Here is an 18,922-nt window from a genome sequence, read left to right on the forward strand (position 1 = left end):
TCCACTCGCCGAGAGAACGCAGAGGAGCCGCGCACTGTGCTGAACGAAGTCGAGCGTTGGCTGAGCACCCGCTCCTGGTCCGTGACCGATCGCCCGCTCCACAAGATTCTGGCCGCGAAGCACCGCACGGGCCAGTCGGTCAGTGTCGTGCTGCCCGCGCTCAACGAGGAGGAGACCGTCGGCGACATCGTCGCCGTCATCCGTCACGACCTCATGCAGCAGGTCCCGCTCGTGGACGAGATCGTCGTCGTCGACTCGGGATCCACCGACCGCACGTCCGAGGTCGCCGCGGCGGCCGGCGCGCGGGTCGTCCACCGCGACGACATCCTGCCGCACATCCCGCCCGTACCCGGCAAGGGCGAGGTGCTGTGGCGCTCGCTCCTGGTCACCACCGGGGACATCGTCTGTTTCATCGACGCCGACCTGAAGGAGTTCTCCTCGGACTTCGTCTCCGGCATCGTCGGCCCGCTGCTCACCGATCCCGGCGTCGACCTCGTCAAGGCGATGTACGACCGCCCCCTCGGCGGCGCCGCGGGCCAGGGCGGACGCGTCACCGAACTCATGGCCCGCCCGCTGCTGAACATGCACTGGCCGCAGCTGGCCGGCTTCGTGCAGCCGCTGGGCGGCGAGTACGCGGCCCGCCGCAGCCTGCTGGAACAGCTGCCGTTCCCGGTCGGGTACGGCGTCGAGCTGGGCATGCTGGTCGACGCCCTGCATCTGGTGGGCCTGGACGCGCTCGCCCAGGTGGACGTCGGGGTGCGCAAGCACCGCCACCAGGACGGGCAGGCGCTGGGCCGGATGTCCGCCGCGATCTACCGCACCGCGCAGCTCCGGCTGGCCCGCGGGCATCTGATCCGTCCCTCGCTGACCCAGTTCGAGCGGGGCGCGGACGGTTTCGAGCCGCGCACCTACTCCGTGGACACGGAGGAGCGGCCGCCGATGGTGGAGATCGCCGAGTACGCGCAGCGGAAGGTCGCCTGACGTCGGCGGGGTCGCCCGAGGACAGCAGGAGTCACCTGACGACAGCAGGTCACCCGCCGTATACGGCCTGCTCGCGGGTGCGCTCACACGTTTGAGCGTTTCCCGGCCGGGCTAGGTTGTGGCGTATGGCTTCCACGGCTTCCACGCAGGGCGCTGCCCAGGTATTGGTCGCGTCCAACCGCGGCCCGGTCTCCTACGACGTCCGGGAAGACGGCTCGCTGGCCGCCCGGCGCGGTGGCGGCGGGCTGGTCTCCGGGCTGTCGGCGATCGGGCCGGACGCGGGCGCGCTGTGGGTGTGCTCGGCACTGTCCGACGGCGACCGCGAGGCCGTACGGCGCGGGGTCGGCGAGGACGGCGTGCGGATGCTGGACATCCCGGCCGACGTGCACGCCGACGCGTACAACGGCATCGCCAACTCGGTGCTGTGGTTCGTGCACCACATGCTGTACCAGACGCCGCTGGAGCCGGTCTTCGACGCGGAGTTCCGGCGCCAGTGGGCGTCGTACGAGACGTACAACCGCGCCTTCGCCGAGGCGCTGGCCCAGGAGGCGGCCGAGGGTGCGGCGGTGCTGGTGCAGGACTACCACCTGTGTCTGGTGCCGGGAATGCTCCGCGAACTCCGCCCCGACCTGCGGATCGGGCACTTCTCGCACACGCCCTGGGCGCCGGTGGAGTACTTCCAGATGCTGCCCGACGACATCCAGGCGCGACTGATGGAGGGCATGCTCGGGGCGGACCGGGTGGGATTCCTGACCTGGCGCTGGGCGACGGCGTTCCAGAACTGCGCGGGCGCGGTCGACACCGACCGCTGGCTCTCCACGTGGCCGTCGGGCGCGCCAAGGGCCATCGAGCACCTTCAGCAGGACGGGACCACCCACCAGGAGCGGATCACCCGCCGGACGCTGATCGGTGTCCACGGCCTCGGTGCGGACGCCGAGTTCCTGCACGCCCGCTCGCACGAGGCGGACGTCGAGGAGCGGATGGCGGCCCTGCGCGAGGAGATCGGGGCGGGGCGCAGGGCGATCGTGCGGGTGGACCGGACCGAGCTGTCCAAGAACATCGTGCGCGGGCTGCTGGCGTACCGGCAGCTGCTCGACGACCGCCCCGAGTGGCGCGAGCGGGTCGTGCACGTGGCCTTCGCCTACCCCTCGCGGCAGGACCTCGCCGTGTACCGGGACTACACCGCCGAGGTGCAGCGGGTCGCGGACGAGATCAACTCCCTTTACGGGAAGCCCGGTTGGACCCCGGTCGTCCTCCACGTGAAGGACGACTTCGCCCGCTCCCTGGCCGCGTACCGGCTCGCCGACGTGGCCCTCGTCAACCCGATCCGGGACGGCATGAACCTCGTCGCCAAGGAGGTGCCCGTCGTCTCGGACGAGGGGTGCGCGCTGGTGCTGTCCCGGGAGGCGGGGGCGTTCCAGGAGCTGGGCAAGGACGCGATCGTGGTGAATCCGTACGACGTGATCGGGACGGCGCGGGCGCTGCACGAGGCGTTGTCGATGCCGGTGGAGGAGCGCGCGGAACGGACGAAGAGGCTGGCCGCGGCGGCGACGGCGCTGCCGCCGGCGCAGTGGTTCCTGGAGCAGTTGGAAGCGCTGCGGGACTGAGTCGCCCCGAATCGCCGACCCGCTGATCCGGAGTACCCCGTGCCAGGACCGCTCACCGTCGCCGTCGCCCAGCCCGCGTGCGTCGATCTGGACGTCGCCGCGAACGCCGCCGCCCACGCGCGAGTGATCGAAGGTGCGGGGGCGCGGCTGGTGGTCTTCCCGGAACTCTCCCTGACGGGGTACGACCTCACCGCCCCGTCCGTCGCCCCCGACGACGTCCGGCTGGACCCGGTCGTCTCCGCGTGCCGCGGCACAGGAGCGACAGCGCTGATCGGCGCCCCGGTGCGCGCCGAGGACGGACGGGAGCACATCGCGACCCTGGCCGTCACGGGAGAGGGCGCGACCGTGGCCTACCGGAAGGCGTGGCTGCACGGCAAGGAGTTCGATCGCTTCACCCCGGGCGAGAGGCCGGAGGTCATGGTCCTCGACGGGTGGCGGCTGGGGCTCGCCATCTGCTTCGACGCCGCCGTGCCCCAACATGCCGCGGACACCGCCGCGTTGGGCATGGACGCGTACGTGGCGAGCACCCTCTACGGAGCGAGCCCCGACGCGCAGGCCCGTCGCGACGGGCACATGAGGGACCGGGCGGCCGCCCACGGGATCTGGGTGGTGCTGTCGACCGCGGCAGGGCCGAGCGGAGAGTTCGCGGAGACGTCCGGTGGCTCCGGAGTCTGGGCGCCGGGCGGGGACGTGCTGGTCCAGGCGGGAGCCCGGGCAGGGGACGTGGTGGTCGCGACCCTCACCCGATCATCGACGCGTCGGGGCACCCCTCCCACGGACGAGCCCTAGCCGAGCCGTTGGGCCAGCGCCCGCAGCAGTCGTACGACCCCCTCGGGACCGTCCACCACCAGGTCCGCGCGCGCCCGCAGTTCCGTCACCTCGTCGCTGCCGCTGCACACCAGGAGGCCGGGGACGCCGTCGGAGCGGAGTTTGTCGACGGCCGCGAAGGCGGGGAGGTCGCCAAGGTCGTCGCCGGCGAAGAGGACGGCCTCGGCGGAGAGTCGGCGGACGTGGTCGAGGAGGGCGACGCCCTTGTCCATGCCCGGGGGGCGCAACTCCAGGACCAGGCGGCCGGGTTCGACGACCAGGCCGTGGCGGGTGGCGAGGTCGGTGAGGGGTTCGCGCAGGGCCTCGAAGGCGGCCTGGGGGTCGGCGGCGCGACGGGTGTGGACGGCGACCGCGCGGCCCTTCTCCTCGATCCAGGTGCCCTGCCAGGCGCCGATGTGGTCGAGGAACCCGGGCAGTTCGGCCCGGACGGCGGCCACGCCGGGGTGCGCGGCGGGTGCGGTGACCTCGCCGGTGGCCGCATCCCAGCGCTCGGCGCCGTAGTGGCCGAGGACGACCAGGTGCTCAAGTCCCGGCACGCCCGCGAAGCCGCCGTGCCGGACCGCGACGCCGGCCGGGCGGCCGGTGATCACGGCGACGGAGGCGACCTTCGGCGCGAGCGCGGCCAACGCGGGCACCGCGTCGGGGTGGGCGCGGGCCTGTTCGGGGTCCGGCACGATCGGGGCGAGGGTGCCGTCGAAGTCGAGGCCGACGACCGTCCCGGCCGGCCGCCGCAGAATCGCGGCGAGCCCGTCACGACCGGCCTGCGTGGCCGGGGCCGGCAGGGGTTCCATGGAGTGCGTCGAGTCCGTGTCCGCGGGGATGCCCATACGGCGACCCTAACCGGACGGGGCCGGGCGCACCCACGGCTCAGCGAAGCGCGCGGCCGGGCACCGCGCCTTGTCCTGGCGGGTGCCGCGCCTTGTCCCGGCGGGTGCCGCGCCCTGTCCCAGCAGGACCCGACGCCCACTCCGGCCGGACTCCGCACCCCGTCTCGGCGGGCCTCGCGCCCTGTCCCAGCAGGTTCAGCACCCACTCCGGCCGGACTCCACACCCTGCCTCGACGAGCCTCGCGCCCTGCCCCGGCAGGCCCCGGCGCCCACTCCAGCCGGATTCCACACCCCGTCCCGGCGGGCCTCGCGCCCTGCCCCGGCAGGACCCGCGCCCACTCCAGCCGGACTCCGCACCCCGTCTCGGCAGCCCTCGCGCCCTATCCCGGCAGGACCGGGCGCCCACTCCGGGCAGGCCCCGCGCCCACTCCGGGCAGATCCCGCACCCTGCCCACGCGAGCCCCGCGTCCGCTCAGCGCTCCGACCGGCGTCGGTCCCTGACCCGTCTCAGTCTGTTCACCGTGACCGGGTCGTGGGCGAGGGCCCGTTCGTCGTCCAGGAGGGCGTTGAGCAGCTGGTAGTAGCGGACCGGGGCCAGGCCCAGCTCCTCCCGTATCGCCCGCTCCTTGGCGCCGGGGCCGGTGAACCCCCGGCGCTCCAGGGCGAGGACGGCCCGTTCACGCTCCCCCAGCTGCTCGTGCTCCATGACCTCAACGGTAGGCCCCGCCACTGACAACGCGGGCCTCCCCGAAGTCACCGGCTATTGCCGACCGCCTTCCGTCAGCGGTCCTCCTTCACCGCCGTGGACTCCAGTCGGCCCAGGACCGTCGACGGGCGGGCGCCGGGGGCGACCGCCTTGCCTATGCCCTCCTTGACGGCCGCGCTGACCGTGGCCCAGGAGGTCTTGCCGACCGGGTACAGCTCGGACTGGGGCAGCTCCTGGAGGAACGGCTTGAGGTCGGTGTCCTGGTCGGCCGTGGTCATCACCTGGGAGGCGGAGTTGGTGACCGGCAGCAGGTCGTACTCGCGGGAGAAGGCGAGCACGTTCTTCTCGCTGTAGACGAAGTCGAGGAAGTCGCCGACCTGTTCGGCGTGGCCGCCCTGCTTGAAGGCCGTCATCCAGTCGGCGACACCCATGGAGTACTTGGTCGGCCCGTTCACCCCGGGCATCGGCACCATGCCGAACTTCACGCCCTTCTTCTCGGCGATCTTCATCAGCGACGGGTGTCCGTTGAGCATGCCGACGTCACCGGACGCGAAGGCGGCGAACGCGGCGGCGCGGTTGAGCTCGCCGGGCGCGACGGGACCGGTCAGGCCCTTGTCGACCAGGTCGTCCTTGAGCCAGGTGAAGGTGTCGACGTTCTCGGCGGAGTCGAGGGCGTAGGTCCCGAAACTGTCGGTGTAGCCGCCCCCGCCGCTGAGCACCCACTGCATGGTCTCGGCCTGCGCCTCCTCGGGCCCCAGCGGCAGGGCGTACGGGTAGGTCACGCCCCGCTCCTTGAGGGCCGCCGCGTCGGCGGCGAGCTGGGCCCAGGTCTTCGGCGCGGTGAGGCCGGCCTCCTTGAAGAGGGTCTTGTTGTAGAAGAGCAGCCGCGTGGAGGCGGCGAACGGCATGCCGTACTGCACGTCCTTGACCTGGCCGGCCGTGGAGAACTGCGCGGCGAAATCGGCCTGGGTGCGGATGGAGAGCAGATCGTCGGCCTGGTAGAGCAGACCGGCGTCCGCGTAGTCGGCGTACGCGCCGATCTGTGCCATGTCGGGGGCCTTGCCGGCGTCGACCTGTTCCTTGACCTTGCGGTCGACGTCGTTCCAGGAGTAGACGCTGACCTCGACCTTCACATCGGAATGTGTGCGCTCGTACTCCTCGGCCAGCCGGCCCCAGTACTTCTTCGAGCTGTTGGCGGCCGAGTCGCCGTACTCCGCGGCGACCAGTCTCAGGGTGACGTCCCCGGAGTCTCCCGTGAGGCCACAGCCGGCGAGTACCGCCGTCATGCCCAGCGCGGAACCCACCGCGATCGTTCCTGTCCTGCGCCCCTGGCGCTCTTGCCGCCGCTGCACCGCTGTTGCTCCCACCCTGCTGTCTCGCCGTTCAATAAAAGGACCCAATAGGTCTACACCACGTAAGTGGACTAGACCTCTCATGGGTCGGGGCGTCACACTGTCCCCTGTGAGACATGTCATCGCCCTCGACGTGGGCGGCACCGGGATGAAGGCCGCCCTGGTCGGCGCGGACGGCGCACTGCTCCACCAGGCCCGCCGGGCGACCGGACGTGAGCGCGGTCCCGACGCCGTCGTCGAGGGCATCCTCGACTTCGCCGCCGACCTGCGCGCGTACGGCGCCGAGCACTTGGGCGAGCCCGCCGCCGCGGCCGGTCTCGCCGTCCCCGGCATAGTCGACGAGCCGGCCGGCATCGCCGCCTACTCCGCCAACCTCGGCTGGCGGGACGTACCCCTGCGCGACCTGCTGGCCGCACGGCTCGGCGGGGTCCCGGTCGCCCTCGGGCACGACGTGCGCACCGGCGGGCTCGCCGAGGGCCGGATCGGCGCGGGCCAGGGCGCCGACCGCTTCCTCTTCGTCCCCCTCGGCACCGGCATCGCGGGCGCCATCGGCATCGCGGGCCGGGTCGAGGCGGGCGCGCACGGCTTCGCCGGCGAGATCGGCCACATCGTTGTACGCCCCGGGGGCACCCCCTGCCCCTGCGGCCAGATCGGCTGCCTGGAGCGGTACGCCTCCGCGGCGGCCGTCAGCGAGGCGTGGGCGACGGTCACGGGGGACGGGGAGGCGGACGCGGCGGACTGCGCGAAGGCCGTCGAGTCCGGGGACCCGAACGCGGTACGGGTCTGGCAGGACGCCATCGACGCCCTCGCCGACGGCCTGGTCACCGCCCTCACCCTGCTGGACCCGCGCACGCTGATCATCGGTGGCGGGTTGGCGGAGGCGGGGGAAACGTTGTTCACACCGCTGCGGGACGCCGTCCGGCAACGGGTCACCTTCCAGAAGACACCGGCCATCGTGCCGGCAGCCCTCGGAGACACAGCGGGATGCCTGGGCGCGGGCCTGCTGGCCTGGGATCTCCTCAACCACACCGACCGCACGGAGGTAACGCCCTGATGGACAACGACCCAGGGGCGCGGGGCAGTGTCGATTTGCGGCTCCGCCGCGGGGCGCGACCAGCCACCCTCGACGCGAGGCCCGCATCCGGCACTGTGCCGCAGATCCTGTCCGGCGCCGACGTGGTCCTCCCCACCGGAACGGTCAAAGCCGGCCGAGTCATCGTCGACGGCCCCCGAATCGCCGGGGCAGCCCCGGAGAACGCCCAGGTCATCGACGTCACCGACCACTGGCTGGTACCCGGCTTCGTCGACATCCACAACCACGGCGGCGGCGGAGCGTCCTTCACCTCCGGCACGGTCGACGACGTCCTCAAGGGCATCCACACCCACCGCCTGCACGGCACGACGACCCTGGTCGCCTCCACCGTCACCGGCGACATGGACTTCCTCGCCCAACGCGCCGGAATCCTCTCGGAGTTGGCCGAGCAGGGCGACCTCGCCGGGATCCACTTCGAGGGCCCGTTCATCTCCCCGTGCCGCAAGGGCGCCCACTCCGAGGAGCTCCTGCGCGACCCAGACCCGGCGGACGTGCGCAAGCTGATCGACGCGGCGCGCGGCCGGGCGAAGATGGTCACGCTCGCCACCGAACTGCCCGGCGGCCTCGACTCCGTACGTCTGCTGGCCGAGCACGGCGTCATCGCGGCGATCGGCCACACGGACGCGACGTACGAGCAGACGGTGGAGGCGATCGACGCGGGCGCGACCGTGGCCACGCACCTGTTCAACGCGATGCCGCCGCTCGGGCACCGCGACCCGGGTCCGATCGTCGCGCTCCTCGAAGACCCGCGTATCACCGTCGAGTTGATCAACGACGGTACGCATCTGCACCCCGCCTCCCTGGAGTTGGCGTTCCATCACGCGGGCGCGGGCCGGGTGGCGTTCATCACGGACGCGATGGACGCGGCGGGCTTCGGTGACGGCCGTTACATGCTCGGCCCGTTGGAGGTCGAGGTCAGCGAGGGTGTGGCGCGGCTGGTCGAGGGCGGTTCGATCGCGGGCTCGACCCTCACGCTGGACCGCGCGTTCAAGCGGTCGGTGACGGTCGACCGGCTGTCCGTCGAGGACACGGTCGCCGCTCTGTGCGCCAACCCGGCCCGGCTCCTTGGGGCTTACGGCGAGATCGGCTCCCTGGAGCCCGGCAAGTACGCCGACCTGGTCCTTCTCGACCGTCATTTCGACCTCAAGGGCGTCATGCGGCGCGGCGAATGGGTGGTCGATCCCCAACTGGGCTGATCTGTCCCGCTGTTGAGGCGGCGGCCGTCCTGGAACACTGGGGCGGCCGCCGTTCAATGTGCGCCTTCTCGGGGGGAGGTCGGCCCAGGTGATCCTCACGGTCACGCTGAACACCGCTCTCGACATCACGTACCGCGTACCGGGTCTGCGCCCGCACGCCTCCCACCGGGTCACCGAGGTGACCGAACGGCCGGGCGGCAAGGGCCTGAACGTGGCCCGCGTGCTCGCGGCCCTCGGCCACGAGGTGACGGTCACCGGTTTCACGGGCGGCGCGACCGGCCGGGTCGTGCAGGAGCAACTGACCGCCACCGCGGGGGTCGTGGACGCGCTCGTGCCGGTGACCGGGGCGACCCGGCGCACGATCGCCGTGGTGGACCAGGGGACCGGCGACACGACCCAGCTCAACGAGCCCGGCCCGACGGTCACTTCGGCCGAGTGGTCCGCCTTCCAGGAGGCCTACGAGGATCTGCTGGGCGGGGTCTCGGCGGTGGCGCTGTGCGGGAGTCTGCCGCCGGGGGTGCCGGTGGGGGCGTATGCCGGCCTGGTGCGGTCCGCGCGGGCGGCCGGAGTCCCGGTACTGCTCGACACCAGCGGGGAGCCGCTGCGCCGCGGGGTCGCCGCCCGCCCCGACATCGTCAAGCCGAACGCCGAGGAACTGGCCGAACTCACCGGCTCCCACGAGCCGTTGCGTGCCACGCAGGACGCCCGCAGACGGGGCGCCCGGGCCGTCGTCGCCTCACTGGGCGCGCAGGGGCTGCTGGCGGTCGCTCCGGAGGGGCGCTGGCGGGCCGCCCCGCCCGCCCGGGTGCACGGCAATCCGACCGGCGCGGGCGACTCGGCGGTCGCGGGTCTGCTGTCGGGCCTGGTCGACCAACTCCCCTGGCCGGACCGCCTGACCCGCGCGATCGCGCTGTCGGCGGCGACCGTACTGGCCCCGGTGGCGGGCGAGTTCGACGGGTCGGCGTACGAGGAGCTGCTGGGGCGGGTGGCGGTGACGAAGGAAGCCTCCGTGGCCTGACCGCCGCACGAGGACCGCTGCACGACGACCGCTACTGGTCGACGTTCTCCGTCACGGAGAACTGGTCGAGCAGGGCGTTGCACTTGTTGCCCTGCTGGCAGGAGAGCTGGATCGTGTTGGTGCCCTTGTTCAGGGAGACCTGAGCCCAGGTGGTCTGCCAGTTCTTCTCGAAGTCCTTGCCGACTCCGCCGAAGTTCTTCATGTTCAGCGGCCGGTCGCTGGCCTTGCCGTTGATCGTCAGCGTCCCGTCGGCATCCTGGTCGGCGATGCTGTAGCGGACGTAGACCCGGTAAGTGCCGGACTTCTGGATGCCGTTGACCGTCCAGGTGACCGAGGCGCCGACCTGGTTGAAGCCCTGTACGTAGACACCGCCGTCGGCCTTGGCGCCCTTCACGTCGGACGCGGTGCTGGTGCCGCCGTCCAGACGCATCGTCTTCGCGTCGCTCTCCGGCAGGTCGGCCGCCGCTGCCGACGAGCTCGACGAGCTCGGCTCCGAGCTCTGGGACGTGGACGGAGTCGCCGACGCGTCGCCGCCCGCCTTGTCCTCCGAGGAGTCGCCGTTCATCATCGCGACGCCGATGCCGATGACGACCGCGGCGACCACCGCGATCGCGCCGATCAGCAGCCCCTTGGTGTTGGGCCCCCGGCCCCGGCCGCCGCCACCGTCGCTGCGGAACTGCTGCTGCCCGGTGGGCGCGCCGCCCGGGAAGGTCTCCGGCGCCGCGTAGTGCGAGTTCGGCTGCTGGTAGGCGCCCGGCTGCTGCGGGACCTGGGCGTACGGGGCGGTCGCGGCGGCCGGGGCCTGCTGCTGGCCGCCGTACTGGCGCTGACCGACGGCACGCTGCCGGTTGACCGAGTTCGGGTAGCCGTAGCCACCGCCGGACGGCGGTTGGGCTCCCTTGGCCTGTCCGTCGGCGTAGAGGTAGCCGAACGGGTCGTCGTCCTCGGGCGTACTGGCGCCGTTGTTGCCGGACGTCATCCCTAGGTACTCCTCAGCGGTGCGGGTCGGATGCGATACGTGGAGTCAGAATGGCGAGCCTACCCGCTCCCGCTGACCCAAACGGGTGACTCGGATCGCATCGACCGGCGGACCTGGCTCCTGACCTGGAGATCATCCGGCCCGTCTGTGCTGTTTGGGACGAGATCGTTTCTCTACGTACATCCGCTCGTCAGCGGACTTCAGCACCTCGTCCGCGGTCATCCCGCAGTGCGCCCACCCGATGCCGAAGCTGGCGCCCACGCGCATGGCGCGGCCGTCGACGCGGATGGGCTGGATGATCTCGTTGCGCAGCCGTACGGCCAGGTCCTGGGCGTCCGCGCGGCCGAGGCCGTCGGCGAGGACGACGAACTCGTCGCCGCCGAGCCGGGCGACGGTGTCCCCGTCGCGCACGCCCCGGGACAGCCGCCGGGCGACCTCGATGAGAACCGCGTCACCCGAGTTGTGCCCGAACCGGTCGTTGATCGACTTGAAGCCGTCGAGGTCGCAGAAGAGGACCGCGAGCCCCTTGCTGCCGTCGTCCCGCTCGTCCTCGCCCTCGGGGGCGACGGTGTGCACGTGGTGGTCGAACCCGTCGAAACCGTCCAGTGCGCCGGAGCCGCCGATGACTTCGAGGCCGCCGCCGGGCCGGTAGTCGAAGCCGTGTCCGTTGGCGTCGTAGGCCTGGTGTCCGTAGGCCGCCGCGTCCAGGGTCTCCAGGGCGCCGGGTGTCGTCGCGCGCTGACAGAGACGGCTGGAGAGGCGGGAGCGCAGCTCGGCCGAGTTCGGCAGGCCGGTGAGGGAGTCGTGGGAGGCGCGGTGGGCGAGCTGAAGCTCGCGGCGCTTGCGCTCCTCTATCTCCTCGACGTGGGTGAGCAGGAAGCGCGGGCCGTCGGCGGCGTCCGCGACGACCGAGTTGCGCAGGCTGACCCAGACGTAGGTGCCGTCACGGCGGCCGAGTCTCAGCTCGGCGCGGCCACCCTCGGCGGAGGTTCTCAGCAGCGTGCCGATGTCCTCGGGGTGGACCAGGTCGGAAAAGGCGTAGCGGCGCATCGCGGAGGCGGGCCGGCCGAGCAGGCGGCACAGGGCGTCGTTCGTGCGCAGTATTCGGCCGTGCTGGTCGCCGCCCATCTCGGCGATGGCCATGCCCGAGGGGGCGTACTCGAAGGCCTGCCGGAAGCTCTCCTCGCTGGCCCGCAGCGCCTGCTGCTCCCTTTCGAGCCTGACCAGAGCGCGCTGCATATTGGCGCGAAGTCGTGCGTTGCTGATCGCTATCGCGGCCTGGAACGCGTACATCTGAAGCGCTTCGCGACCCCAGGCGCCCGGCCGACGGCCGTTGCGCGGGCGGTCCACGGAGAGCACGCCGATCAGTTCGCCGCACGCGCCGCCGTTCACGCCCGGCGTGAACAGGGGCGCGAAGAGCCGGTCGGAGGGGTGCCACTCGTCCTCGAAGCGGGGCGCGGGCCCGTCCGTGTACCACTGCGGTACGTCGTCGTCGTCGAGGATCCAGCCCTCGGTGTGCGGGATGAAGACCAGGTCGCCCCAGTGCTCACCCATGCCGAGGCGGCGCTCCCAGGAGTCGCGCGAGCCGACACGGCCGGTGATCAGTGCCTCGGCCGCGGGGTTGCCCGCGAAGGCGGCGACCACGAGATCGCCGTCGGGGCGGACCAGGTTGACGCACGCGAGCTCGTAGCCGAGGCCGTTGACGACGCCGTCGGCCACGGTCTGGAGTGTGTCGGCCAGGCTGCGCGCGGTGTTCATGTCCGCCATGACCTGGTGCAGTTGTCGCAGGGACGCGAGGCGGACGTAGGGCTCCGACTCGGTTTCCATGATCGCCCTCCCCCCGAGTCCTCGCAGCGAATCAAGGGTGCTCATCGGCGTATCGTTCTGGCAGCTTTCCCCGCCACTGAATCACAGCGCGCTGCCCACTCGGTACACAGGGTCAACAATTAGTACCCCTTGTGACTCAAGTCACAGCTAAACATGAACAATTGTGTGGAGTTTCTGCGTTTTCGCTGTGCGTTCGCTGAACGCAATCTTTGTACGTATGTGCAGGCCTCTGCCACTCATCCGTCGCCCCTCCGTCGCTGGTCCGACCTTGGTCCTAGGACCCGCCTCGGACCGGGGCCCGATGCCGGCGCGCAGGGAGGACATTAGCGTTTCGTACGTGCCGAACACTCCCGCCGCCACCTCCCCGCCGCTCCCCCTGCCCGCCGCCCGGCATCCTGAGGGCGTGAGCAATGACGAGTTCCGCGCCGCCATGTCCCGGCTGACCGCGGGCGTGGTGCTGGTGACCGCACAGGAGCCCTCGCTGGACCCCGACGACCCGTCGGCGCCGCCCGGCGAGGACGTCGGCATGACGGCCACGGCCTTCCTCTCGGTCTCCTTGGACCCACCCCTGGTCCTGGTCAGCGTGCGCGAGGGCTCCCGCATGGACGACCTGCTCGCCGAGCAGCCCCTGTGGGCGGTCTCGGTCCTCACCGAGAGCCAGCGCCACATCGCCGGCCGGTTCGCCATGAAGGGCCGCATCAGCGACCGCCTGCTCTTCGAGGACATCCCCTACACCCGCGGCAAGGCCACGGACGCACCCCTGGTGGGCGGCGCGCTGGCCACCCTGGAGTGCCGGACGGAACAGAGGATCACGTCCGGCGACCACACCCTGGTGATCGGCCACGTCCTGACGGCGTCCGTACCGAGCGCGGACGGGGGCCCGCTGGCGTACTTCCGGGGGCGGTACCGGCAGTTGGGCTGAGCCCCGGCCGCGGGAAATTGCGTGGCACGCGCGCGTAGTGCCTGCCTAGGGTGCGCGCATGGCGACGACGGCACCATGGCTGCACCTCGAAGAGATCACCCCGCGCACCTTCGAGGCCGCGACCGGCATCCGGGTCCGCCCGGAGCAGGAGTTCGCCGTCTCACCGGTCATGCAGTCCCTCGCCGAGGCGTACGTCCGTCCCGCCGGGGTCGCCTGGCCGCGGCTGATCGTCGACGGCGAGCGTCCGGTCGGCTTCCTCATGGCGTTCTTCGACATCGACTGGCACACCGACGGCAGCGTCTTCCGCTCCGGCCTGTGGCGCCTGAACATCGCCGCCGACGAACAGGGCCGCGGATACGGCCGGTTCGCCGTGGAGTCCGTCGCCGCCGAGATCCGCCGCCGGGGCGGCAAGGAGCTGTACGTCACCTGGCACCCCGGCGAGCACGGCCCCGAGAACTTCTACCTCCGCCTCGGCTTCCGCCCCAACGGGGAGCTCTCCGAGGGCGAGACGGTGGGCGTGCTGGACCTCGACCAGGCCGATGCCTAGCGGAGCCGGACGTCGAGGCGGGCGACCAGGTCGGGGGCGGTCACGATGTCGATCACGGCGATCCGATCCCGTACGAAGGTGAAGGTCAGCGCACGTTCCACGCGGTCGTCGACGAACGCGGCGATGCCCGGGACGCCGTCGACCAGTGCCGGTCGCGTCACGTGCGCGTAGCGTCCGTAGGTCGTCGCGCCGTTGGCCACCGCCGCCGCGCCCGAGGTGACTCCGGTGTCGGCGCGGGCGATGACGTCCGGGTCGAGCAGTTCGACGAGGGCCGCGAAGTCGCCGTCCCGCGTGGCCGCCAGGAAGGCGTCCACGACCTGCCACTGCCGAGCCTGGCGGGCCCGTTCCGCGCCGGGCGCCTCGGCGCCCCGCACCCGGCGCCGGGCCCGGCTGGCCAGCTGCCGCGCGGCCACCGGGGAGCGCCCCACGACGGTCCCGATCTCCTCGTACGACACCCCGAACAGGTCGTGCAGCACGAACGCGAGCCGCTCGGGCGGGGACAGCGTCTCCAGTACGACGAGCAGCGCGACACCCACCGAGTCGGCGAGCAGCGTGTCCTGCTCGGGATCGGCGCCAGCCGCGGCCGGCACGCGCGCGTGGGCCTCCAGCGGCTCCTCCGCGCGGGACCTGCGGGAGCGCAGCATGTCCAGGCAGACCCGCCCGACGACGGTCGTCAGCCAGCCCCCGAGGTTCTCCACCTGCCGGGCGTCGGTGCGCACGAGCCGGAACCAGGCCTCCTGCACCGCGTCGTCGGCCTCGGCGAGCGAGCCGAGCATGCGGTGGGCGACGGCGCGGAGATGACTTCGGTGCGATTCGAATCGCAGGGCGAGGAATTCTGTTTCGTTCGCGTCCATGGCCACAGCCCCTTGCCCGTCGTCCGGTGTCCGTCGTCGTCGACGACATGACGGACGGCGGAGGGCCGATGTGACGGGCGGCGGAGGGCCGCTGCGACAAAGGACGTTCTACGACTGTGTATATAGGGGATGCGCCAGGGCTAGGAGGCGACCGGGACCCTCAGCCCCAGTCCCGCCCCTGCCGCCCGCGCTTGGTGTCGGAGCGCTGCTTCTTCTCGCGCAGCCGGCGTTCGTTGATCCCGCGCGGGATGCGGGTCGCCCGGCGCGGTCTCGGCGGCGGCGCGGTGGCCTCGGCGAGCAGCGCGGCCAGTCGTACGGCGGCGGTCTCGCGGTTGCGCCACTGGGAGCGGTGCTCGGAGGAACGGACGCTGATCACGCCGTCGACGAGCCGCCCCGCCAGCCGCTCCAGCGCGCGTGCCTTCCACACCTCGGGCAGCGACTCGGTCTTGGCCAGGTCGAAGCGGAGCTCCACCTGGGAGTCGGTGGTGTTGACGTGCTGCCCGCCGGGTCCGGAGGAGCGCGAGAAACGCCAGATGAGCTCGGCCTCGGGGAGCGAGACGGAGCCGCGGATGGCATAGGGACCGGACATGACTCCATGGTCGCGGGTCTGTCCGGTCCACGTCACCCCGTTTTCACGGGCGAGCCGCCGAACGGTTGGTAAAAAAGGTAAAGGGGTGCGGAACCTTGGGGACCCCCCGCGGCGTTCATACGGGTGACGGTAGCTTCGTCCACAGTGCGAAGCCCGTACGACGTAACGAGGGAAGGGACTCCCAACAATGGCTGTAAGCCTGTCCAAGGGTGGCAACGTCTCGCTCACCAAGGAGGCCCCGGGCCTGACGGCCGTCACCGTGGGCCTCGGCTGGGACGTCCGCACCACCACCGGCACGGACTTCGACCTCGACGCCTCCGCGATCGCGGTCAACCCGCAGGGCAAGGTCTACTCGGACGGTCACTTCGTCTTCTTCAACAACAAGCAGACCCCGGACCAGACCATCGTCCACACCGGCGACAACCGCACGGGTGAGGGCGACGGCGACGACGAGGCGATCAACGTCAACCTGGCGGGCCTCCCGGCCGACGTCGAGAAGATCGTCTTCCCGGTCTCCATCTACGACGCCGAGAACCGCTCGCAGAACTTCGGCCAGGTCCGCAACGCCTACATCCGCATCATCAACCAGGCAGGCGGCGTCGAGATCGCCCGCTACGACCTCTCGGAGGACGCGGCCACGGAGACGGCGATGGTCTTCGGCGAGCTCTACCGCAACGGCGCCGAGTGGAAGTTCCGCGCGGTGGGCCAGGGCTACGCCTCGGGCCTGGTCGGCATCGCCCAGGACTTCGGCGTGAGCGTCTGACGCCTGTCGCTGCCACTGAGCCGCGCCGCCTTTGAGCGGAGCTGAACTGGAGCCCCCTGGTCGCCGTTCGGGACCGGGGGCTCCGGCGTTCGGGGAGACGAAAATACGGCGGCCATAGGCCGAGCTATGGGGCGACGAAGGTTTTGATCACTGCCCGGAAGCGTTCGACCTCGGCGCGGTCGCGCAGGAATTCACGGAATCCGGTCAAGGGGCTGTTGTATTCGGTGATGGGATTCCAGCCGCCGGGCGGCGTCACGTCGCGGCGGGTCGGCCATTGGAAACCCCGTACTTCTGCGTCACCAGGTAGAACGCGAACAGGATGGCGTCTTCCGAGGTGGGGTCCGGGACCACGATCCTGTCGCGGAACGCGGTCGTCAGGAAGTCGCCGGCGTCTCTGGGCGCCCCGGCCTCGGTGACGAGGTCGCTGTTGCTGACGCGGCCGAACGAACGGCCCAGGAGGCCGATGTAGGCGTAGTCGGAGTCCCGGTACTGCGAGAACACGCGGTGACGAACGCCTGCCGGGTCCCCGCCTCCTGGTTGGGAGAACTGCCGCCCGCCCACACGACCAGCTTGCCGCCCTCGTCGAGCGCGTCCTGGTAGAGCTGTTGCAGATACTCGGCCGAATCACCGCTCACCGCCGCGACCGGCGCCGCGACGGCTCTGTTCTGCGCGATTGCCGAAACGCCCACGCTTGCTGCGCCGGCCGCAGCGTATTTGAGGATTCCGCGTCGGCCAATAGCATCTGTCACCGCATCAGAAGTATTCAATGTGCGCTCCATCGGATTGGGCGGCGTCATTCGTCGACGTGAATACCCTGACACTGAGTCGCCGGCCGCTCCCCGATAAATTGCCACCCATGCAGCTGACTCCCCTCGCCGTCACCCCCGACCACGACATCCCCACCCCCCTCCTCACCGAGCTCACCGCCCTCTACGCCTCCAACCGGGAGTTCCACGCGCTCAGCGGCGACTTCCCGAACCCGGACGACATCCGGCCCGAGCAGGTCGCGGTCGCGCTGGCGGACGAGTTGGCGAATCCGGAGGTGGAGGTGCTGCTGGCGCGGAGCGCGGGGCGGTTGGTCGGGGTTGCGATCACCCTCGACCGACATCCCGACCCGGCCGATCCCGACCCGTGGATCGGGTTGCTGCTCATCGACGCCGAGGCCCAGGGGAAGGGGTACGGGCGGCAGTTGGCCGGCCTCGTCGAGGACCGGTTCCGGGCGGCCGGGCGGACCGCCGTGCGGCTGGCCGTACTTGACGCCAATCCCCACGGGCTCGCCTTCTGGACGGCCCTGGGATACGAGGTGATCGGGCATCGGGCCGACCTCCAACTCGGCCGACCCTGCTCGGTGTTGCGCAAGGAACTAGGCGGTCAGGGGCGGGCTTGAGCCTCATGGTTGGTCCGGCTTGCCGTCCCCGTACAGCCAGTCCTTCCAGATCTCCGTGAAGTCCTTGTCCGGTGCCTGTTTCTCCACGTACGCCGTGAAGTCGGCCGTGTTCGCGTTGCCGTGGCGGTGGGCGGCTGCCCAGCCCTGGACGATGTCGTAGAAGGTGTCGTCGCCGACCGCCTGGCGGATCTTGTGGAGGACCATCGCGCCGCGCAGGTAGACGGGGGTGTCGGAGATGCGGCCGGGGCCGCTCGGGCGGGCCGGTGGGAAGGCCCAGAGGTCCTCGTAGTCGTCCTCGCCGTGCGCGTAGAGGGAGGTGAAGGTCTGCTCCGCCGTGTCGCCGTCGTGGTCCTCGTCCCACAGCCACTCCGCGTACGTCGCGAAGCCCTCGTTCAGCCACATGTCGCGCCAGGTCTTCGGGGTGACGGAGTCGCCGTACCACTGGTGGGCGATTTCGTGGACGAGGGTCTCGGTGTCGGGGGCGCCGGGGAAGACGGGGCGGTTCTGGGTCTCCAGGGCGTACTCGGCGTCGTCCGGGCGGTCGACGATCGCGCCGGTGGAAGCGAAGGGGTACGGGCCGAAGTTGTACTGCGCCCAGTCCATGATCTCGGGGAGCCGTGCCAGCACCTTGCGGCTTGCCGCCGTCTGGGTCGGGTCCACGGCCGTGTGGATCGGCAGGCCGTCCGGCGTCGTCGAGCGGCTGATGTCGTAGTGGCCCACCGCGATCGTGGCCACGTAGCTCGCCATCGGTTCGGCGGTGTGCCACCTGAAGGTCGTGCGGCTTCCGGTGGTCGTCTCGTCCGTCAACTCGCCGTTGGAGACTGCCTGGAGGCCCTTCGGGACCGTGACCGCGATGTCGTACGACGCCTTGTCCGACGGGTGGTGGTTGCCGGGGAACCACGTCATGGAGCCGATCGGTTCGCCGAGGGCGAGGGAGCCGTCCTCCGTGGGGAGCCAGCCCTCCTTGGAGCCGTCGGGGTCGGTGATCGTCTGCGGGGTGCCGTGGTAGCGGACGGTGGTTCGGAAGGTCTCGCCCTTGTCGAGGTCGTCGTGGGGGCGGACGGTGAGTTCCTGACCGGCGCGGTTCCAGCGGGCGGACCGGCCCTCGACCATGACGTCCGTCACGTCCAGGCCCCTGAGGTCGAGGTCGAAGGCGGAGAGGTCATGGGTGGCGCGGGCGGTGATGGTCGCCTCGCCGGTGAGCCGGGTGCCCCGCTGCCCGCCGTCCTCCGGGTCGTACGCGAGTGTCAGGTCGTAGTGCGTGACGTCGTAACCGCCGTTGCCCGCCCGGGGGAAGTACGGGTCCCGCAGGCCGGAGCCGCCCGGTGTGCCCTTGACCCCGCCGTCGCATCCGACCAGACCGCACCCGACCAGGAGGACGGCGAGCAGCAGGTTGGCCGGGGCGACGGGGACAGATCGGGACACGTCGATGATCTTACGGCGGCG

At 71.3% G+C, this 18,922-nt stretch carries 20 protein-coding genes; 10 read left to right on the forward strand and 10 right to left on the reverse strand.

The features are described 5' to 3' along the window. Positions 1-36 precede the first annotated feature (36 nt). From ACWD5F_RS16245 to ACWD5F_RS16255, 3 genes are all read left to right on the forward strand, one after another. Positions 37-981 carry a glucosyl-3-phosphoglycerate synthase gene (locus ACWD5F_RS16245; protein WP_401715885.1) on the forward strand — a complete coding sequence of 315 codons (945 nt, stop codon included), beginning with the start codon at positions 37-39 and terminating at the stop codon, positions 979-981. A 125-nt stretch (positions 982-1,106) separates the two neighbouring features. Next, positions 1,107-2,588 carry an alpha,alpha-trehalose-phosphate synthase (UDP-forming) gene (locus ACWD5F_RS16250; RefSeq protein ID WP_451254810.1) on the forward strand — a complete coding sequence of 494 codons (1,482 nt, stop codon included), beginning with the start codon at positions 1,107-1,109 and terminating at the stop codon, positions 2,586-2,588. Between the two features lie 39 nt (positions 2,589-2,627). Beyond that, a complete protein-coding gene (locus ACWD5F_RS16255; protein ID WP_451254812.1) occupies positions 2,628-3,377 on the forward strand; it encodes a carbon-nitrogen hydrolase family protein in 750 nt (249 codons plus the stop codon). Here ACWD5F_RS16255 and otsB read toward each other — a convergent pair. From otsB to ACWD5F_RS16270, 3 genes are all read right to left on the reverse strand, one after another. Beyond that, positions 3,374-4,243, reverse strand: coding sequence for a trehalose-phosphatase (gene otsB, locus ACWD5F_RS16260; protein ID WP_451254814.1), 870 nt, complete (start codon positions 4,241-4,243; stop codon positions 3,374-3,376). The two genes, ACWD5F_RS16255 and otsB, sit on opposite strands and share 4 nt — an antisense overlap. A 472-nt stretch (positions 4,244-4,715) precedes the next feature. After that, positions 4,716-4,949: a DUF3263 domain-containing protein gene (locus ACWD5F_RS16265; protein ID WP_402359181.1), complete on the reverse strand. Its 234-nt coding sequence runs from the start codon at positions 4,947-4,949 to the stop codon at positions 4,716-4,718. Positions 4,950-5,023: 74 nt separating this feature from the next. Beyond that, a complete protein-coding gene (locus ACWD5F_RS16270; RefSeq protein ID WP_451255117.1) occupies positions 5,024-6,235 on the reverse strand; it encodes an ABC transporter substrate-binding protein in 1,212 nt (403 codons plus the stop codon). A gap of 175 nt (positions 6,236-6,410) precedes the next feature. On the opposite strand from ACWD5F_RS16270, the gene ACWD5F_RS16275 reads away from it, so the two are divergent. The 3 genes from ACWD5F_RS16275 (at position 6,411) to ACWD5F_RS16285 (ending at position 9,608) form a co-directional block, all read left to right on the forward strand. Further along, on the forward strand, positions 6,411-7,355 hold the full coding sequence (locus ACWD5F_RS16275; RefSeq protein WP_451254816.1) for an ROK family protein: 945 nt from the start codon (positions 6,411-6,413) through the stop codon (positions 7,353-7,355). Between the two features lie 104 nt (positions 7,356-7,459). Then, complete coding sequence (nagA, locus tag ACWD5F_RS16280; protein ID WP_451255119.1) at positions 7,460-8,590, forward strand: N-acetylglucosamine-6-phosphate deacetylase; 1,131 nt, start codon at positions 7,460-7,462, stop codon at positions 8,588-8,590. 88 nt (positions 8,591-8,678) lie between these two features. Continuing rightward, complete coding sequence (locus ACWD5F_RS16285) at positions 8,679-9,608, forward strand: 1-phosphofructokinase family hexose kinase (protein WP_451254818.1); 930 nt, start codon at positions 8,679-8,681, stop codon at positions 9,606-9,608. Positions 9,609-9,639: 31 nt separating this feature from the next. Here ACWD5F_RS16285 and ACWD5F_RS16290 read toward each other — a convergent pair whose 3' ends face one another. Then, positions 9,640-10,587, reverse strand: coding sequence for a carbohydrate-binding protein (locus ACWD5F_RS16290; protein ID WP_451254820.1), 948 nt, complete (start codon positions 10,585-10,587; stop codon positions 9,640-9,642). Between the two features lie 132 nt (positions 10,588-10,719). Further along, positions 10,720-12,414, reverse strand: a complete 1,695-nt coding sequence (cdgB, locus tag ACWD5F_RS16295) for a diguanylate cyclase CdgB (protein WP_451254822.1) — start codon at positions 12,412-12,414, stop codon at positions 10,720-10,722. Between the two features lie 337 nt (positions 12,415-12,751). Between cdgB and ACWD5F_RS16300 the strand changes: the two genes are divergently transcribed. Beyond that, a complete protein-coding gene (locus tag ACWD5F_RS16300; protein ID WP_451254824.1) occupies positions 12,752-13,336 on the forward strand; it encodes a flavin reductase family protein in 585 nt (194 codons plus the stop codon). A gap of 58 nt (positions 13,337-13,394) precedes the next feature. Beyond that, entirely contained in the window at positions 13,395-13,883 is a 489-nt protein-coding gene (locus ACWD5F_RS16305; RefSeq protein WP_451254826.1) for a GNAT family N-acetyltransferase, read from the forward strand. On the opposite strand, the gene ACWD5F_RS16310 is transcribed toward ACWD5F_RS16305, so the two are convergent. Together ACWD5F_RS16310 and arfB are read right to left on the reverse strand one after the other, a co-directional pair. Further along, the gene (locus tag ACWD5F_RS16310) at positions 13,880-14,737 is read right to left on the reverse strand and encodes a sigma-70 family RNA polymerase sigma factor (RefSeq protein ID WP_451254828.1); all 858 of its coding nucleotides are present in this window, start codon (positions 14,735-14,737) and stop codon (positions 13,880-13,882) included. The two genes, ACWD5F_RS16305 and ACWD5F_RS16310, sit on opposite strands and share 4 nt — an antisense overlap. Before the next feature lie 160 nt (positions 14,738-14,897). Continuing rightward, a complete protein-coding gene (gene arfB, locus ACWD5F_RS16315) occupies positions 14,898-15,326 on the reverse strand; it encodes an alternative ribosome rescue aminoacyl-tRNA hydrolase ArfB (RefSeq protein WP_401715853.1) in 429 nt (142 codons plus the stop codon). 187 nt (positions 15,327-15,513) lie between these two features. On the opposite strand from arfB, the gene ACWD5F_RS16320 reads away from it, so the two are divergent. Continuing rightward, a complete protein-coding gene (locus tag ACWD5F_RS16320; protein WP_451254830.1) occupies positions 15,514-16,089 on the forward strand; it encodes a TerD family protein in 576 nt (191 codons plus the stop codon). A 124-nt stretch (positions 16,090-16,213) separates the two neighbouring features. On the opposite strand, the gene ACWD5F_RS16325 is transcribed toward ACWD5F_RS16320, so the two are convergent. Continuing rightward, a complete protein-coding gene (locus tag ACWD5F_RS16325) occupies positions 16,214-16,345 on the reverse strand; it encodes a hypothetical protein (protein ID WP_451254832.1) in 132 nt (43 codons plus the stop codon). Continuing rightward, a complete protein-coding gene (locus ACWD5F_RS16330; RefSeq protein WP_451254834.1) occupies positions 16,342-16,590 on the reverse strand; it encodes a hypothetical protein in 249 nt (82 codons plus the stop codon). Before ACWD5F_RS16330 ends, ACWD5F_RS16325 begins: the two co-directional genes overlap by 4 nt. 355 nt (positions 16,591-16,945) lie before the next feature. On the opposite strand from ACWD5F_RS16330, the gene ACWD5F_RS16335 reads away from it, so the two are divergent. Beyond that, positions 16,946-17,476 (forward strand): N-acetyltransferase family protein, encoded by a 531-nt coding sequence (locus tag ACWD5F_RS16335; RefSeq protein ID WP_451254836.1) that lies wholly within the window; start codon positions 16,946-16,948, stop codon positions 17,474-17,476. Between the two features lie 3 nt (positions 17,477-17,479). Here ACWD5F_RS16335 and ACWD5F_RS16340 read toward each other — a convergent pair whose 3' ends face one another. Further along, entirely contained in the window at positions 17,480-18,901 is a 1,422-nt protein-coding gene (locus ACWD5F_RS16340) for a M1 family metallopeptidase (protein ID WP_451254838.1), read from the reverse strand. Positions 18,902-18,922 lie beyond the last annotated feature (21 nt).

The sequence above is a fragment of the Streptomyces sp. NPDC002499 genome (genome assembly GCF_053595415.1).

Bases quoted from the DNA above. Each gene is read 5' to 3' on its own strand.
- ACWD5F_RS16290 (WP_451254820.1), bottom strand. From the start codon at position 10,587: ATGACGTCCGGCAACAACGGCGCCAGTACGCCCGAGGACGACGACCCG.
- ACWD5F_RS16335 (WP_451254836.1), top strand. From the start codon at position 16,946: ATGCAGCTGACTCCCCTCGCCGTCACCCCCGACCACGACATCCCCACC.
- otsB (WP_451254814.1), bottom strand. From the start codon at position 4,243: ATGGGCATCCCCGCGGACACGGACTCGACGCACTCCATGGAACCCCTG.
- ACWD5F_RS16265 (WP_402359181.1), bottom strand. From the start codon at position 4,949: ATGGAGCACGAGCAGCTGGGGGAGCGTGAACGGGCCGTCCTCGCCCTG.
- ACWD5F_RS16305 (WP_451254826.1), top strand. From the start codon at position 13,395: ATGGCGACGACGGCACCATGGCTGCACCTCGAAGAGATCACCCCGCGC.
- ACWD5F_RS16320 (WP_451254830.1), top strand. From the start codon at position 15,514: ATGGCTGTAAGCCTGTCCAAGGGTGGCAACGTCTCGCTCACCAAGGAG.
- ACWD5F_RS16270 (WP_451255117.1), bottom strand. From the start codon at position 6,235: ATGACGGCGGTACTCGCCGGCTGTGGCCTCACGGGAGACTCCGGGGAC.
- arfB (WP_401715853.1), bottom strand. From the start codon at position 15,326: ATGTCCGGTCCCTATGCCATCCGCGGCTCCGTCTCGCTCCCCGAGGCC.
- ACWD5F_RS16250 (WP_451254810.1), top strand. From the start codon at position 1,107: ATGGCTTCCACGGCTTCCACGCAGGGCGCTGCCCAGGTATTGGTCGCG.
- ACWD5F_RS16310 (WP_451254828.1), bottom strand. From the start codon at position 14,737: ATGGACGCGAACGAAACAGAATTCCTCGCCCTGCGATTCGAATCGCAC.
- cdgB (WP_451254822.1), bottom strand. From the start codon at position 12,414: ATGGAAACCGAGTCGGAGCCCTACGTCCGCCTCGCGTCCCTGCGACAA.